We start from the raw sequence: 15,609 nt of genomic DNA on the forward strand, positions 1-15,609 counted from the left end.
ACCCCAGCCCGCCGAGGGTGAGCGCGGCGGCCGTGCACCGCGGCCGAGCCACGGCGGTCACGTGGAAGACCGCCACCATGGCCAGCCCGCAGGACACCGCGGCCAGCAGCGCCCAGGCGGCATCGCCAAGCGCGGCGGGGGCCACCCAGGACAGGGCACTGTGGATTACCAGCGCGGGCCCGTCTAGCTGCTGGTGGGCCGCCTGCCACGCGGGTGGAAGCGTCCCACCCGGCGGGGCGACGGCCCACCAGCCGGCCAGCGCCCCGGCGAAAACCAGCGCCGGGACCAAGGGGCGGGTCGCGGGTTGATAGATGACCAGCGCGGTGCCCAGGGCTAGCGCGATGGCGACCGCGGCGGAGGCGGGCAGCACGCCCGCGAGCAGGGCGGCGACGGCGACCAGCCCGATACCCGCCCAGACCGCGGCCAGCCCCGGCAGTTCCGAGGGGCGGCCGGCCGCCACGAGGGCCTCCGCCGAGTCGCGGATGACCGGCGCCGGGGTGTCCTCCTGCGGGGTGAGGATGACGACCGCGCCGTCCGTGAGCCGGGTGGCTGCAAGCGGCTGGGCCATGTCCAACCCGCGCCCGCCCGCGGTGGACGCCCGCCACGGCTTGGACAGCTGGGGCGCGTCGACCATATAGCCGATATCGTCAATCATCTCGCCTAAACTGCCGGTCACCGGCAAGGACAGGTCCGCTTCTTTCCGAAAATTACCTGCGTGGACGCGCACCGTCACGCGGACGGTATGCGGGATCGCAGCCGTCATAACACTTCACCCCCGAAGTAGTAGATCCCCGAATTCTCAGGCCGGTGGCCAAGAAAAATTTTCTTCCCCACCTTGCCCGTCGCGCTCAATTGTGGCTTACTGTGGGCAGCGTGTCCACCGCTAGGGGAGGTGGCCGCCAAAAACTTTTCGGGGGTGTATCAGCCGTGCTGGATCAGCGCGAGAGTATCCAAGTAATCGAGCCAACAACCTTAACGCAGCGCCAACCGGTGCCGCCGGCGCCGACCGGGACCATCACCGCAGAGGCGGTGCCGGAGGCCCAACGCAAACAACCCGTGCCGCTGGTGCGCATCATCATGCCCATCGTCATGGTCGCCGCCATGCTAGGCATGGTCGCGTTCATGGTCTTGAGCGGCGGGTCGGATCGGACCTTCAGCCCGCTCATGCTGATGTTTCCCATCATGATGCTGGCCAGCATGTTCATGATGTTCAGCCCGACCACCGGCGGCCAGGACCCGGACGAGACCCGGCGGACCTACCTGCGCCACCTCAAGGCGCTGCGCGAGAAGGCCCTGGACAACGGCGCCGCCCAGCGGGCCCACGAGCTGCACCGCCACCCGCCGGTCGAGCAGCTGCCCGCCTTCGTCCACAACCAGCGGCTGTGGGAGCGCAGCGCGGGCGACCCGGACGCGCTCGAGGTGCGCATTGGGGTGGGAGAGACCAAGCTCGCCACGGAAATCCAGGTGCCGGAGGCGGCCGCGGCCGAGGACCTCGACCCGGTGTGCGCGGTCAGCCTGCGCCGGACCATCCAGGCGGTCGAAACCCTGCCGGAGATGCCCGTGGTCATCCAGCTCCAGGCCTTCGGCGTGCTGGGGATCGCGGGCGCGGGTGCGGCGGACCTGGCTCGGGCCATCGTCATCCAGCTGGCCTGCGCGCATGGGCCCGACACCCTGGGCATTTCCGTGCGCTCCGTGCGCGGGGCCGGCTGGGAGTGGGTCAAGTGGCTGCCGCACGCCCGCCGGCCGGAGCAGGCGAACTACCGCGTGCTCATCGTCGACGGCGTGGCGACCACCGGGGTGGAAGACTTCCTCGACGAGGAGGGGGTAACCACCATCATCGATGTCGGGTCGCGGCGCAACACCGCACTCGGCCTGCGCGCCGAGCACGAGGGCCTGTGCCTGAGCCTGCGCGACGAGGCGGGCGGGGATGCGGGCACAACGCTGTTGGTCTCCACGGCCGCGGGCGAGGAAGAGTTGGGGCGCGCGGACCAGCTGGCCGAAGAGGGCGCGGTGCTCATCGCGCGCCGCATGGCCCGCTGCCGCCGCCCGTTGGCCGAGCCGGGGCCCAAGCTCGGCTCCGGCGGCGGCGACTTGGTGGCCCTGCTCGGGCACCGCGACATCGCCGAGCTGCGCGGCGAGAACCTCTGGCCAGGGCGCGCCGGGTCGCAGCGCCTGCACGTGCCGGTGGGGCTGGACCCTAGCGGCCAGCCGGTCTACCTCGACCTGAAGGAATCTGCCCAGGGCGGCATGGGCCCGCACGGTCTGTGTATCGGCGCCACCGGCAGCGGCAAATCGGAGTTGCTGCGCAGCCTGGTCACCGCGCTGGCGGCCACGCACTCGCCCGAGGAGCTGAACCTGGTGCTCGTGGATTTTAAAGGCGGGGCGACCTTCCTGGGCTGCGAGCAGCTGCCGCACACCGCGGCGGTGATTACCAACCTGGAGGAAGAATCCGTCCTGGTCGAGCGTATGTACGACGCCATCTCCGGGGAGATGAACCGCCGCCAGGAGATCCTGCGCCAGGCCGGCAACTTCGCCAACGTCGGCGACTACAACGCCGGCCGCGACCCGGACCAGTTCCCGCCGCTTCCCGCCCTGGTCATCGTGGTGGACGAGTTCTCCGAGCTGTTGGGCCAGCACCCGGACTTCGCCGATCTCTTCGTCGCCGTCGGCCGCCTGGGCCGTTCGCTGCACGTGCACCTGCTGCTGGCCTCCCAGCGGCTGGAGGAGGGCCGGCTGCGCGGGCTGGATTCGCACCTGTCCTACCGGATCGGGCTCAAGACCTTCTCCGCCGCGGAGTCCCGCCAGGTCTTAGGCGCTACCGATGCCTACCACCTGCCCGCCCGGCCGGGTGCCGGCTACCTGAAGACCAACGGCGACGCCCTCGAGCGCTTCCAGGCCACCTACGTCTCCGGGCCGCTCGCTCGCCCGGCCGAACCAGCCGAAGGGGAAAGCGTACCGCCGGCCCGGGTGTCCGTCTTCGACGGCTGGGACGCTCACACCACCGAGGACAGCGAGCCGGAGCTTGTCTGGGACGAGTCGACCACGCTGCTCAACGAGGTCGTGGCCGTCGCCCGCGCGGAGGCCGACCACCGCGGGCACAGCGCCCACCGCATCTGGCTGCCGCCGCTGCCCGCCGCGGTCGAGCTGCCCGAGATCCTGCACCGGGCCGGCCAGACCACCCACCTGCAGGCCGCGGTCGGGCTCATCGACCGTCCCTACCACCAGCGCCAGGATCCCCTGGTGGTCGACTTTTCCACCGCCGGTGGGCACGCGGCCGTCTGCGGCGGCCCGCAGACAGGCAAGTCCATGGCGCTGCGCACCATCGTCGGCTCCCTGGCCGCGACCCACGGCACCGAGGCCATCCGCTTCTACGTCATTGACCTGGGCGGCGGGGCGCTAGCCAACCTGGACCGCCTGCCGCACGTGGCGGGCGTGGCTGGCCGCGACGAGCCGGACACGGTCCGCCGCATCATCGACGAGGTCACCGGCCTGGTCGAGCGCCCCGAGCCCCGCCACACCTTCCTGGTGCTAGACGGCTGGCACCACGTGGGCACCGCCGGCGCGGAGTTCAACGATCTCACGGAGAAGATCACCGCCCTGGCCGCCGACGGCCCCAGCGCCCGCGTCCACCTGGTCTTGTCCACGCCGCGGTGGACCACCCTGCGCCCGTCGATTAGGGACCTCATCGCCCACCGGTTGGAGCTGCGCCTGGGGGAGGCCATGGAATCCCTGGTGGACCGCAAGGCCCAACAGAAGCTGCCGGCCCTGCCCGGCCGCGGGCTCACCGAGACCGGGGAGATGATGCTGCTGGCGCGCACCTCCAACCAGGACGTGGCACACCTGCAGTCCCGCGGCGGCGAGCCGGTGCCCCGGCTCAAGACCCTGCCCGCCCAGCTGCGCCCGGCCGACCTGCCCCGCCACGCGCTGACCGCCGGGCTGGTTTGGGGAATTGGCGGCCGCGACCTGGAACCGGTGGCCTGGGACCCGGCCACCAGCGCCCACGTGGTCTGCGTCGGCGCCAGCGGGTCCGGCAAGTCCACCTTCGTCCGGGTCATCGCTGATGCTGTGGCCGGCCTGCCCCGGGAGGACGCGCGCCTGGTGGTCATCGATCCGCGCCGGGCGCACCTGGGCGCGCTCGACGAGGACATGCTCGCCGCCTATGCCGCCACGCCCGCGGCGGCGGAGAAGGCCCTGCGCGATACCGCGGCGACTATGCGGCAGCGCCTGCCGGGGCCGGATATCACCCCGGCGCGCCTGCGCGCCCGCGATTGGTGGAGCGGCCCCGAGATCTACGTGGTCATCGACGACGCGGAGCTCACCAGCGAGGCCGCCCTGCACCCGCTGGTGGAGCTCATCCCGCACGCCCAGGACATCGGCCTGCACGTCATCTTCGCCCGCAAGGCCGGCGGCATCGGCCGCGCCATGTTCGGCAAGTTCTGCTCGGCGCTCAAAGATACCCAGCCGGCCGTCCTGCTCCTGGACGCCGACAAGGAGGAAGGCCCCATCTTCGGCATGAAGCCGAAGCGCCAGCCACCCGGCCGCGGCCGCTACCACCTCCGCGGCGAGGAACTGGGCCTGTGCCAAGTCATCCGCGCCGACGACCAAGAAGACACACCACCAGCCGCCGAAGAACGAGACGAGAGCCACCAAGCAGCAAGCAACCAAGCAGAAAGCAAGCGAAAGGACACGCCATGACGACCGCCGCACCCGCTTTGTTGACCATCACCATCTTGGATACCGCCACCATTTTCGAAGGCCCGGAAACCGTGTACCGCTACGACCTGCCCGGCACCGGGATTGTGGAGGGCTGGGCCCTGGACGGCGCGCTCGAGCAGGCGGAGAAGATCCTGGGCGCGCACTGGCCGGAAGCCCCCGTGAAGGTCTGCGCGGACTCCAGCGCGACTGCGGTCTCAGCGGAAGCCGTGAGCATCATTACCCGGCAGCTCGAGGGCCGGGAGGTGCCGGTGGTGGACACCGCCGAGCACGCGGTCTCCCACCCGGAGACCGAGGTCTTCGCCCCGCTCGCACCGGCTGCCGATGCCGCCGCTCCCGGCGGCTCACACCCGGACGCGCCGCGCGCCGAGCCGCTGCGCCCGAGCACGGACAACACCAGCAAGGGCGGGTGGTTCCAGCCCTTCTACGCGCTGCTGGCCGTGGTGGTGCTGATCGTGGCCGGCGTGGCCTGGTTCGTGGTCGGCCGCGGCGGCGATGCGAACGAGGAGAGCGCGGGCGGTGAGGCAACCGATAACGCGGTGGCGGCCGCCCCGGGCGGTCAGGACGGCGGCCCGCCGGCGCCCGGGGAGGCGGGCAGCGACGGGCCGGCAAACGAGCCGCCGCCCGCACCGGAGCAGTTAAGCGCGGCGGGACTGTCGGTGCAGCTGCCGCAGGGCTTTCACGCCGAGGAATCCGCCGAGGGCGATGGGCTGGTCACGGCCACGGGGCCGGACCCGGACCTGCGGGTGCTCTTTGCCGCGGATCCGCTCTATTCGGTGCCCGCGGACTACCTGCTGGAACAAATCCAGGAAGAAATCGCCGGCGACGACGCCCTGTCCCACCCGCAGGAGCACGACGGCCGGCTGACCTACGTGGAAAAGCCCGGGGACGACTCGCACGTTGTCTGGACGACGTGGGTGGACGGCGATCACCAGCTGTCCGTGGGCTGTCACACCCGCGAGCTGCCCAGCGTCGCGCAGAAGGCGGCCTGCCGCATGGCCGAAGAATCCCTGGTCCGTCAGGGCTAAAACTTTTTTAAAAACTCCGGGAACCGATTGCCCGGCGGGGCAGTCCAATAAAGATGAGGAAGGCACCGCGTCGGAAAGAACGCGGCGGCGGGGGACTTCCTCCACCAGTCTGACAAGTAACCGCGACACACAATCCGTGACACAAGACCGTGACACCACACTGTCAACCCGTTCGAGGAGGGGCGAACACTATGCACACTACGTTCAAGACCGAAGCCGAGGTCATGCAGGCCACGGCCGGGCATGTCGATTCGACCAATGAGGAAGTCCAGGGCGAGCTGACCCGCCTGCACAACGTTGTGGAGGGCACCCGCGCGAGCTGGGAGGGCCGCGCGCAGCTGTCCTTCGACAACCTCATGCAGCGCTACAACGCCTCCGCCCAGCAGCTGCGCGAGGCCCTGTCCGCCATCTCGGACAACATCCGCAGCAACGCCCGCAACTTCGACGACGTCGAGGCCCAGAACGCGCAGGTCCTCAACAACGTCGGCGGCGCCGGCTTGGCCCTGTAGCCGCCCGGCACAACACCCACCGCGCGAGCGCACACCAGATAAACACCAGGAAGGAAAAATTCCCGCATGACCGCTATCAAGTACGAATTCGGCGCCATCGAGGCCGCCGCTGCCGATATCAACTCCACCTCGGCCCGCATCAACGGCCTGCTGGACGAGCTCAAGTCCATCATCGAGCCCATGGCCGCCACCTGGGAGGGCGAGTCCGCAGCCGCCTACCAGCAGGCCCAGCGCAAGTGGGACAACGCCGCCCTGGAGCTCAACCAGGTGCTGATGACCATCTCCCGCACCGTCTCCGAGGGCAACGACGCCATGAGCGACGTCAACCGCCGCGCCGCCGCCAGCTGGGGCTAAACGCACCCACCACACAATCCCGTCTGTCACCCCGCCTTCCCCGGTAAATGGGGAAGGCGGGTTTTGTGTGTAGTGGGGGAGCGTCTCCGCCGTCTAACGGCGTTTTGGGATTTTGGGGCGAAACCACTAAAGTATTAGACCTATGTGTCTGAGCGAGACAGCCCTGCTTTGGGGCTGGACGCGGCGCCTAGTGCAGGTCTCCACCGGCCGCTGTATCTAGGGGCAGTCGAAGGACCATGGCGTTGGCCGGCAGTTCCGAGACAGACTTTCAAGGAGTCATTTTGTCTACTTTCCACCCTAAGAGCGGTGACATCACCCGCAAGTGGTACGTCATCGACGCTACTGACGTGGTGCTGGGCAAGCTCGCTTCCACCGTGGCAGACCTGCTGCGTGGCAAGCACAAGCCGCAGTTCGCACCGAACGTTGACTGTGGTGACCACGTCATCATCATCAACGCTGACAAGATCCACATCTCTTCCAACAAGCGTGACCGCGAAAAGCGCTACCGCCACTCCGGCTACCCGGGTGGTCTGAAGACCATGACCCTGGGTCAGTCTTTGGACGCCAACCCGGTTCGCGTTATCGAAGAAGCTGTCACCGGCATGATGCCGCACAACAAGCTTTCCCGTTCTTCCGCCCGCAAGCTGCACGTCTTTGCAGGCGAGGAGCACCCGTACGCCGGCCAGAAGCCGGAATCCTACGAGCTTAAGCAGGTGGCACAGTAATGACCGAGCAGAACAACATCGATAACAACGTGGCAGACGCTGCCGACATCGCAGCCGCAGCCGCCGCAACCGAAGAGTTCACCAACACCATCGGTGACGTCGTTGCTCCGGAAGCCGCTGAGGAGACCGAGGCTGCTGCCCCGGCTATCCACGAGGGCCCGATCCAGACCGTTGGTCGCCGTAAGCGCGCCATCGCTCGTGTCCGCCTGATCGCCGGCTCCGGCGAGATCGTGGTCAACGGCCGCACCCTGGATGACTACTTCCCGAACAAGCTGCACCAGCAGGACATCCTCACTCCGCTGACCCTGCTGGACCGCGAGAACCAGTTCGACATCAAGGTCACCGTCAACGGCGGCGGCCCGACCGGCCAGGCCGGCGCTCTGCGTCTGGCTATCGCCCGTGCACTCAACGTCTACAACCCGGCTGACCGCGCCGCCCTGAAGAAGGCCGGCCTGCTCACCCGTGACGCCCGTGCCGTCGAGCGCAAGAAGGCTGGTCTGCACAAGGCACGTCGTGCCCCGCAGTACTCCAAGCGTTAATTCTTCGCTGGTACTTACACTTACGCCGCTTGGGCCCTTCCCTTTGGGGAAGCCCAAGCGGCGTTTGTGTTTTCTAGTCCCGGGGTTGGCCGGGGCCTAGGACACCCGGGTCCTTTGCCGGGGCCTAGGACGGCGAGGGTCTAGAAGACCGAGTCGTTCCACCAGCGGCGTTCCGGGGTGCCGCAGCGGGAGCCGGTCTTGTCCAGCTTGATGCCTACGACCTGGTGGAGCTGGACGATGTTGTGCTCGAAGCCCCACTGGGAGCCGGCCATGTACATGCCCCACAGGCGGGCGGTCGGCAGGCCGACCAGGCTGACGGCCTCCTCCCAGTTGTCCTTGAGGTTTTCGCACCAGGCCGACAGCGTGCGCATGTAGTCGAAGCGCAGGTTTTCCTCGTGGAAGACCTCGAAGCCGTGGTCCTGCATCTTGCGGACGATGGTGCCCGAGCCGGTCAGCTCCCCGTCGGGGAAGATGTAGCGGTCGATGAAGGAACCGCGCGGGGTCTTGTGGTTGTCCGGGTAGGTGATGCAGTGGTTGACCATCACGCCGCCTTCGCGCAGCTTGCCGGACAAGAAGTCGAAGTAGCTGGCGTAGTTCTTCACGCCGATGTGCTCCATCAAGCCGATGGAGGAGATGGCGTCGAAGTTCTCCTCCGGCACGTCGCGGTAGTCCATGTAGCGGATCTCGGCCAGATCCTCGAGGCCTTCCTCCAGAATCTTCTTCTGGCCCCACTCGGCCTGCTCGCGCGAGAGCGTCACGCCGATGGACTTCACGCCCTGGCGGGCGGCGTAGCGGACCATGCCGCCCCAGCCGCAGCCGATGTCCAGGTGGCGGTCGCCTTCCTTCAGGTGCAGCTTCTCAAAGACCAGGCGGTACTTGTTGTCCTGGGCCTCGTCCAGCGACGCGTCCGGGCTGGGGTAGTAGGCGCAGGTATAGGTCATGGAGTCGCCCAGGAAGAGCTCGTAGAAGTCGTTGCCCACGTCGTAGTGATCGGAGATGACATCCGCGTCGCGTGCCTTGGAGTGCCGGGACAGGCCCTGGCGCAGCATGCGCTCGAAGCGGCCGGCGCGCTCGGCCTCCGGCACCGGCTGGATCTGGATAGCTCCCATCGACGCCAGCGAGCGCACGATCTTCAGCAGCGTGCTGGTATCCGGCCGCTCGAATTTCCGGTACATCTCGTGCAGGGCGTCGAAGATGCCGTAGGGGTGCGCCAGGTGCTCGCCCTTGACCGTGATGCCGTCGGTGACAAAGGCGCGGGCCAGGCCGACGTCGCCCGGGGCGGTGGCGATATAGGACAGGCCCTCTACGTTGTTGATGGACACGTGATACTGCGAGTCCGGGTTGCCGGTGGAAGAACCATCGAACGCGGTCCAGTAGAAGGGGTTGGCGGCGGGGACGAAGGCATCGATAATCTCGGCTACCGTCATCGGCTGAAACTTACCGGGCATGGATAGGGCTTCCTTTCGTTGGTTTAAGAGTTGTTCACGGTCTTGTCGTAGAGGGTGGGGAAACGGCCCGCCGGGTCGGCCTGCTGTTTCATCTTCTCCGGCAGGTCGCCGCCGTAGAGCTCGGCGAACTGCTCCGGGGTATAAAAGGCCTCGGAGTACAGGGACTTGTGCCCGCCCAGCTCGCTGACCTTGGCCTCGATGACCTTGTTGAAGGCGCCGGGCTCCTGTGCCGGGCTGACGTGGTCGGCCGGGACCCCGGACCAGAACCCGACGTTTACCCAGGTCGTTCCCGGCTTCAGGGGGTACAGCGGCCAGGGCGCGTCCGACTCAGCGGTAACCTCTCCGGTGCCGACTAGGTCCTCGACGCCGTCGCGCAGCCGGATGGGGCAGAGCCACACCGGCTGGATATCGCTGGCGGAAAAGAACCAGTCGAGCCACTGGGCGGTCTTGTCAGCGGTGACTTCCACGTCCTGGACCACCCGCTCGGAGGCCGGCAGGCCCTTGGGCTTTTTGAGGAAGTTGTATTCCAGCTGGTACTTGCGGTCCAGGCGCACGATCTTCCAGTAGAAGGAGCTGCGGCGCCACTGGCGCGGCCAGATCTTGCGCACCGTCGGGTTCTGCGCCCCGAAGGCCCGGGAGCACCAGAACCAGTCCGTGTCCCAGCGCCAGATGTAGTCGCGGATGCTCAGCAGGTCGTGGCTCGTGCCGTTAGGGTGCTGCAGGCTGCGGTAGTAGATGGCCTGGCCGGTGTAGTCCGAGGTGTGGACGGCGGCATCGCCAGCCGCGACCGCCAGCACCAGGTAGGCCTCCTGCGGGCTGAAGGCCACCCCGTCGAGGCCGTGCAGGCGGGTGCCGTCGAATTCCCCGCTGGCGGAGGCCTCGGCCAGGGCGTCCTGGAAGCTTTCCAGGTCGTGGAAGCGCACGGAGCGGACCTCGATGAGGGAGGGGACTTCCTCGAGCTCGATGGTCAGGCGGACCGCGTAGCCCAGCGAGCCGTAGGAGTTGGGGAAGGTGCGGAACAGGTCCACGTTTTCTTCCCGCGAGCAGGTCACGATCTGCCCGTTGCCGTCGAGGACGTCCATCTCCAGCACGGATTCGTGCGGCAGGCCGTTGCGGAAGGAGGTGGATTCCACCCCCATGCCGGTGACCGCCCCGCCCAGGGTGATGGTTTTCAGCTGCGGGACCACCAGCGGTGCCAGCCCGAAGGGCAGGGTCGCGTCCACCAGGTCCTCGTAGGTGCACATGCCCTGCACGTCGGCGGTCTGGGCCACCGGGTCGATGGCGATGACCCCGCCCAGGCCGCTCACGTCCAGCCCTGGGGTGGTGGACTCGCGGCCGCGGAAGAGGTTGGAGGTCTTCTTCGCCAGGCGCACCCGCTTGCCGGCGGGGACGGCCTGGAAGCTATCCAGCAGCCGGCGCACGCCTTCTGCGTGGCGGTGCCAGCCGATGGGTTGAATGCTTTCCGCGTCGACAGTGCGGCCGGGTAATGCGCTTGCTAGCGCATTAGTAGCTCGACCGGTGACGTTAATCAGTGATTCTCTTAAGGTTCCGCCTGCGCTCATATGGGGCCATTTTAAGCGTGTCCGGGCGCGGCGCTATTCGGTGCTGGCGCGGCTACCCCACTTTAGGTGAGTGGAACGAGTGGGAATAGGTCCGGTCCGGTCGCGCGAAGCATAACGCTAGGGGCATAATGTTGGACATGACTCGACTATTTGGCACCGACGGAGTACGGGGTCTGGCTAACCAGAAGCTGACCCCCATGCTGGCACTGAAACTTGGCCAAGCGGCGGCGGAGGTTTTTACCGCCAACCGGGAATCCTACGAGCGCCGCCCGCTCGCTATCATCGGCCGCGACCCGCGCGTGTCCGGGGAGATGCTCGACGCGGCGATCGCCTCCGGGCTCGCTTCCCGCGGCGTGGACGTGCTGCGCGTGGGCGTGCTGCCGACCCCGGCTATTGCCTTCCTCACCGATGACTACGGGGCGGACCTGGGCGTGATGATTTCCGCGTCGCACAACCCCATGCCGGACAACGGCATCAAGTTCTTCTCCGCCGGAGGGCGGAAGCTGCCGGACGCGGTGGAAGACGAAATCCAGCAGGCGATGGACACCCTGAGCGAGGAGGGCCCGACCGGCACCAAGCTGGGCCGCATCATCTCGGAGGCCCCCGATGCCCGCGAGCGCTACCTCAAGCACCTGGCCGAGGTCGTTACCGCCGACCTATCGGGTATCACCGTGGTGGTGGATACCGCCAACGGCGCCGCCTCCAAGGTCGCCCCGCAGGCCTACGAGGCCGCCGGCGCGACGGTGATTCCGATTCACCACAAGCCGAACGCCTTCAACATCAACGAGGACTGCGGCTCCACCCACATCGAGCAGGCCCAGAAGGCCGTCGTGGAGCACGGCGCGGATCTCGGCCTGGCCCACGATGGCGACGCCGACCGCTGCCTGGCTGTCGATGCCGCCGGCAACGTCGTCGACGGCGACCAGATCATGGCCATCCTGGCCGTCGGCATGCACGAGGACAACGACCTGCGCCACAAGACCCTGGTCGCTACCGTCATGTCCAACCTGGGCCTGACGCTGGCGATGCAAGAGCAGGGCATCGAGGTTGTCCAGACCAAGGTGGGCGACCGCTACGTGGTCGAAGAGCTCATCCGCGGCGACTTCTCCCTGGGCGGCGAGCAGTCCGGGCACATCGTCCTGCCCGACGACTGCACCACCGGCGACGGCACCCTGACCGGCCTGTCGCTCATGGCGCGCATGGCCCGTTCCGGTAAGTCCCTGCAGGAGCTGGCCAGCGTGATGAAGGTCCTGCCGCAGGTGCTCATCAACGTGCCGGTCTCCGACAAGTCCGCCATCATGGGCAACGACGAGGTGAAATCCGCCATCGCCCAGGCCGAGGAGGAACTCCACGGCACCGGCCGCGTGCTGCTGCGCCCGTCGGGCACCGAGGAACTCTTCCGCGTCATGGTCGAAGCCGCCGAGGAAGAGCAGGCCCGCAAGGTCGCCGGCCGGCTCGCCGCCGTGGTCGCCGGCGTCTAAACCACCCGCACCACCGGCACCCGAAACCCTAAAAAGTTCCCGCAGAAATTGGCGGGAACCGCCGGGGACTTCCGGCAGTCCAAATAAGGTGAAGCTGCTCCCACCGGGGCGGCCAAAACCTTAAAAAGACGAGACTGCAAGAAAGGGAGTCCCTCGGTGCCGGAAATCGAGTTCGACCACACTGATATTGTCGCTCGCCTCCGCCAGGTATCCACCGGCGTGAGCGCACAGCGCCAGGCCCACCTGCGCCGCGTGCCGGAGTACCCGCAGGCCGCCGCCGGCCGCGACTTCGCCGGCCACGGGCAGCGCATCCAGCAGTTGCTCAACCGCCTGCATGAGCAGGGCGGCTGGCGCATTAACAACATGGACGACACCGTGCGTGCCGCGGCCGACCAGTTCACCGCCCTCTACCGCGGTGACGACGCGTTCGGCGCCCGGCTGGGGCAGGGGGATAGCCATGAGTAGCACCAGCGCCATGGCCCGCAGCCAACTGGCCGATTATTCCCGCTCGGTAAGCAATTTCCAGCTAGCCAGCCAGGGCGCGTATTCCGGCCCCAGCCTGCCCGTCGGGGTGCTGCAGCGGATGGTCGCTTCCGTCGACGGGCTCAGCAGCGCCGACCTGGTGGCGGGCACCCGCGCGGCCGTGGGAGCGGACCGGCCCAACCGCGGCGGCGGGGAGCTGCGCGAATTCCTCTTCGGCGGCGGCTTCCTCGCCGCCGGCGATAAGCTGCTGGACCGCCTGCGCACCATCAACGACGACCACGAGGAGGACCGCACCCAGGCCGACGAGCTCGCCCGCGACGCGGAGCATTGCGCCCAGGCCATCGACGACGTGGTGCACATCTCCGACTCCGCGATTGGGGAGCTGCTCAGCGCCGCCATCGGGCTGCTGGACATCCTGGCCATGGTGCTGCGCCGCCACCCCGTGGCCCAGTTCCTCATCCCCGCCATCTCCGCCATCGGCGGCCGCGTCATCGAGGACACCAACAAGCAGGTCGCCGGCACCTGCCGGGAGCGTGACGAGGCCATCGACAGCTGCTACGAGGAATTCGAGCGCCGCTGCGAGTGCGCCTGCGAGCGCCCGCTACCACCCGAACCACCGCAAGCCCCCGCGGAAGCCGAGCCCTGCGCCGAGGGCCAGCCAGAGCCCAAGCCAGAGGCCGAGCCCAAGCCTAAACCAGAACCGCAACCCAAGCCCGAGCCCAAACCGCAGCCTCAGCCCGCTCCGGATGCCGGCCCACCACCGACCGAACCGTCGTCCCTGGACCCTGCGCCCAAGCCGGCCCCAGAGCCGGAACCAAAACCAGAGCCAGAAAAACAACCAGAACCGCAACCGCAGCCCAAACCTAAACCGGAACCCAAGCCTGAGCCCTGCCCGGAACCCGAGCCTGAGCCGTGCCCGGAGCCAGAACCTAAACCAGAGCCAGAACCCGAGCCTGAGCCCTGCCCGGAGCCGAAGCCAGCACCGGAGACCGAACCGGCCGGACAGCCCGCACCCGAGCCTGAACCCGAACCGGAACCTGAGCCAGCACCTGAGCCAGCACCCGAGCCCTGCCCGGAACCGGTCCCGTGCGAACCCGCACACAGCTGCTGCGGCGCACTCGGCGTCGCCGGCGCTGGCGTGGCCCTCATCGGGGCAGGCCTGCTGCTGGCGGCCGCGGCCGAGTGCCTGGAGGGCATGGACTGCCCGGAACCAGAACCAGCTCCTGAGCCAGAGCCAGAACTCGAGCCTTGCCCGGAGCCGGAGCCTAAACCACAACCCGAGCCGGAGCCTGCGCCTAAGCCGTCGCCGCCGGACCTGTCAGAGGTACCAGAGCCGGAACCGCCGGCAGGCAAGCTGGCCCATATGGATGCCGCGCCGCCGGCGCCTGAGCCGGCGCCTGAGCCGGCGCCCGAGCCTGCTGCCCAGCCGGTAGCGCCCGAACCGGCGACACCGCCGGCTGCGGACGCCGGTGGCCGGGCGGGCCCTGCCCCGCAAGAGCCGGAGGCGCCGGAGGAAGAAGCTGGAGATGAACCGCAAGAGCGAGCCCGAAAGGCAGGACGATGGTAAACGACTTCGACGAATTTGCCCGGCAGTTCCGCCAGCGCACCGCGGCGCGGCTGTTGGAATTTGAACGCACCCTGGCCAAGGCGCAGGAAGACTTAGAAAAGGCCGCGGACAATGCCAAGCACCAGGCCAGTGCCGAGGCGAAGGCGACCGGCAAGACGGCGCGGGCATCGGCGGCGCGGCCCGGGGTGGGGCGGGATGAACGCAGAAAGCCCCAGCGCACCAGTGCGCCGGGGCAGGTTAAATCCGTGCTGCGGAGGGGCTAGTCGTCGCGGGTGACGCCGGCCTTCTCACTGAGGTCTTCGCCGATGAAGCTCTCCACGTTCTTGCCGACGGCCTCCGGATCGGAGAAGTCGGAGTACTTGCTGTCGTTGTTGAGCTGGTGGAGGAAGAAACCGGTGATAAGGCCGCGGGCGGTCTCCGTGGGGCCGCCCTCAAAGGCTGGGGTGCCGAGCATGAGCTTGGTCAGGCGGTCTTCGCTAAAGCCCTGCTGGGTGCCCTTGGCGATCTCCCGGTAGGAGCAGTCGCCGGCCCAGTTGTAGGCCAACTTTGCCGGGTTGCCGGCGCTGAAGATATCGGAGCGGCCGGAGCCGATGACCAGGCCGGGGATCTCCAGGCGGCGGGCGGCGCGGGAGGCCGACGGGGCAGTGGAGGCGGGGTAAATGGCCGCGACAGCGCGCACCTTCTCGTTATCAACGCTGGCCAGGACTGCGGCGCCGCCGCCCATGCCGTGGCCGACCATGCCGAGCTTGCCCGGGCCGACGGAGATATTGCCCTGGCCCAGCTTCACGCCGGCGGCGATCTGCAGGGCGGTTTCCATGTCAGCGGCTAAGTTGCGGTGGTTCGGGTGAAAGCCGGTCTCCGTGTCCGGGGCGACCGCCACGATCCCCCACGAGGCCAGGTGGCGCAGCGTGGCGTGGTAGCTTTTCACCTTCTTCATCCAGTCGTGGCCGAAAGCCACGGCGGGCAACGCGTTGCCTTCGGCAGGGGCATACACCTTGCCGTTCAGGCCGGCGTACGACAGATCGCCGACGAGTACCCGGTGCGGGCCGCGCTTGGACAGGGTCGATAGATGCTTCTTCAAATTCGCAGACACATCTACCAGGATAGAGCAAACCTTGGCGCGGTAGCACCTGACCGGGGCCGAAAACTTCGGGCAATTATTACGGCGAGGTGAATATACAACCTGAATCCGTCGGAGTG

Annotated in this window: 13 protein-coding genes and 1 pseudogene; 10 read left to right on the forward strand and 4 right to left on the reverse strand. The window is 68.0% G+C overall.

From position 1 onward, the window contains the following. Positions 1-763 (reverse strand): annotated as a pseudogene (locus ACEE23_RS08370) (hypothetical protein); the annotation flags it as partial. 314 nt (positions 764-1,077) lie between these two features. On the opposite strand from ACEE23_RS08370, the gene eccCa reads away from it, so the two are divergent. From eccCa to rpsI, 6 genes are all read left to right on the forward strand, one after another. Further along, positions 1,078-4,695, forward strand: coding sequence for a type VII secretion protein EccCa (gene eccCa, locus ACEE23_RS08375; protein ID WP_448872963.1), 3,618 nt, complete (start codon positions 1,078-1,080; stop codon positions 4,693-4,695). After that, positions 4,692-5,741 carry a type VII secretion-associated protein gene (locus ACEE23_RS08380; protein ID WP_368520802.1) on the forward strand — a complete coding sequence of 350 codons (1,050 nt, stop codon included), beginning with the start codon at positions 4,692-4,694 and terminating at the stop codon, positions 5,739-5,741. The genes eccCa and ACEE23_RS08380 overlap by 4 nt, the downstream gene beginning before the upstream one ends. A 191-nt stretch (positions 5,742-5,932) precedes the next feature. Next, positions 5,933-6,250: a WXG100 family type VII secretion target gene (locus tag ACEE23_RS08385; protein ID WP_368520803.1), complete on the forward strand. Its 318-nt coding sequence runs from the start codon at positions 5,933-5,935 to the stop codon at positions 6,248-6,250. A 66-nt stretch (positions 6,251-6,316) separates the two neighbouring features. Beyond that, a complete protein-coding gene (locus tag ACEE23_RS08390; RefSeq protein ID WP_070769165.1) occupies positions 6,317-6,604 on the forward strand; it encodes a WXG100 family type VII secretion target in 288 nt (95 codons plus the stop codon). Between the two features lie 281 nt (positions 6,605-6,885). Beyond that, the gene (gene rplM, locus ACEE23_RS08395; protein ID WP_070769166.1) at positions 6,886-7,329 is read left to right on the forward strand and encodes a 50S ribosomal protein L13; all 444 of its coding nucleotides are present in this window, start codon (positions 6,886-6,888) and stop codon (positions 7,327-7,329) included. Further along, entirely contained in the window at positions 7,329-7,868 is a 540-nt protein-coding gene (gene rpsI / locus ACEE23_RS08400) for a 30S ribosomal protein S9 (RefSeq protein WP_368520804.1), read from the forward strand. Before rplM ends, rpsI begins: the two co-directional genes overlap by 1 nt. Positions 7,869-8,008: 140 nt before the next feature. Here rpsI and ACEE23_RS08405 read toward each other — a convergent pair whose 3' ends face one another. Continuing rightward, positions 8,009-9,316, reverse strand: coding sequence for a class I SAM-dependent methyltransferase (locus ACEE23_RS08405; RefSeq protein WP_368520805.1), 1,308 nt, complete (start codon positions 9,314-9,316; stop codon positions 8,009-8,011). A 23-nt stretch (positions 9,317-9,339) separates the two neighbouring features. Continuing rightward, positions 9,340-10,878, reverse strand: coding sequence for an FAD-binding oxidoreductase (locus ACEE23_RS08410; RefSeq protein ID WP_368520806.1), 1,539 nt, complete (start codon positions 10,876-10,878; stop codon positions 9,340-9,342). Between the two features lie 137 nt (positions 10,879-11,015). On the opposite strand from ACEE23_RS08410, the gene glmM reads away from it, so the two are divergent. The 4 genes from glmM to ACEE23_RS08430 all read left to right on the forward strand — a co-directional run bounded on the left by glmM (position 11,016) and on the right by ACEE23_RS08430 (position 14,672). Beyond that, the gene (gene glmM, locus ACEE23_RS08415) at positions 11,016-12,359 is read left to right on the forward strand and encodes a phosphoglucosamine mutase (protein WP_368520807.1); all 1,344 of its coding nucleotides are present in this window, start codon (positions 11,016-11,018) and stop codon (positions 12,357-12,359) included. Positions 12,360-12,515: 156 nt separating this feature from the next. Beyond that, entirely contained in the window at positions 12,516-12,824 is a 309-nt protein-coding gene (locus ACEE23_RS08420) for a hypothetical protein (RefSeq protein WP_368520808.1), read from the forward strand. Next, complete coding sequence (locus ACEE23_RS08425) at positions 12,817-14,409, forward strand: zinc metalloprotease (RefSeq protein ID WP_448872270.1); 1,593 nt, start codon at positions 12,817-12,819, stop codon at positions 14,407-14,409. Before ACEE23_RS08420 ends, ACEE23_RS08425 begins: the two co-directional genes overlap by 8 nt. Then, a complete protein-coding gene (locus tag ACEE23_RS08430) occupies positions 14,403-14,672 on the forward strand; it encodes a hypothetical protein (protein ID WP_368520810.1) in 270 nt (89 codons plus the stop codon). Before ACEE23_RS08425 ends, ACEE23_RS08430 begins: the two co-directional genes overlap by 7 nt. Here the strand turns inward: ACEE23_RS08430 and ACEE23_RS08435 are convergent. Beyond that, on the reverse strand, positions 14,669-15,502 hold the full coding sequence (locus ACEE23_RS08435) for a poly(ethylene terephthalate) hydrolase family protein (RefSeq protein WP_368520811.1): 834 nt from the start codon (positions 15,500-15,502) through the stop codon (positions 14,669-14,671). The two genes, ACEE23_RS08430 and ACEE23_RS08435, sit on opposite strands and share 4 nt — an antisense overlap. Between the last annotated feature and the right edge of the window lie 107 nt (positions 15,503-15,609).

This window comes from Corynebacterium sp. 32222D000AT (assembly GCF_053546955.1).

What these genes read in the sequence shown, in the direction of transcription:
- eccCa (WP_448872963.1), top strand. Translation starts at nt 1,078, where the DNA reads ATGCCCATCGTCATGGTCGCCGCCATGCTAGGCATGGTCGCGTTCATG.
- ACEE23_RS08380 (WP_368520802.1), top strand. Translation starts at nt 4,692, where the DNA reads ATGACGACCGCCGCACCCGCTTTGTTGACCATCACCATCTTGGATACC.
- ACEE23_RS08385 (WP_368520803.1), top strand. Translation starts at nt 5,933, where the DNA reads ATGCACACTACGTTCAAGACCGAAGCCGAGGTCATGCAGGCCACGGCC.
- ACEE23_RS08390 (WP_070769165.1), top strand. Translation starts at nt 6,317, where the DNA reads ATGACCGCTATCAAGTACGAATTCGGCGCCATCGAGGCCGCCGCTGCC.
- rpsI (WP_368520804.1), top strand. Translation starts at nt 7,329, where the DNA reads ATGACCGAGCAGAACAACATCGATAACAACGTGGCAGACGCTGCCGAC.
- ACEE23_RS08405 (WP_368520805.1), bottom strand. Translation starts at nt 9,316, where the DNA reads ATGCCCGGTAAGTTTCAGCCGATGACGGTAGCCGAGATTATCGATGCC.
- ACEE23_RS08410 (WP_368520806.1), bottom strand. Translation starts at nt 10,878, where the DNA reads ATGAGCGCAGGCGGAACCTTAAGAGAATCACTGATTAACGTCACCGGT.
- glmM (WP_368520807.1), top strand. Translation starts at nt 11,016, where the DNA reads ATGACTCGACTATTTGGCACCGACGGAGTACGGGGTCTGGCTAACCAG.
- ACEE23_RS08425 (WP_448872270.1), top strand. Translation starts at nt 12,817, where the DNA reads ATGAGTAGCACCAGCGCCATGGCCCGCAGCCAACTGGCCGATTATTCC.
- ACEE23_RS08430 (WP_368520810.1), top strand. Translation starts at nt 14,403, where the DNA reads ATGGTAAACGACTTCGACGAATTTGCCCGGCAGTTCCGCCAGCGCACC.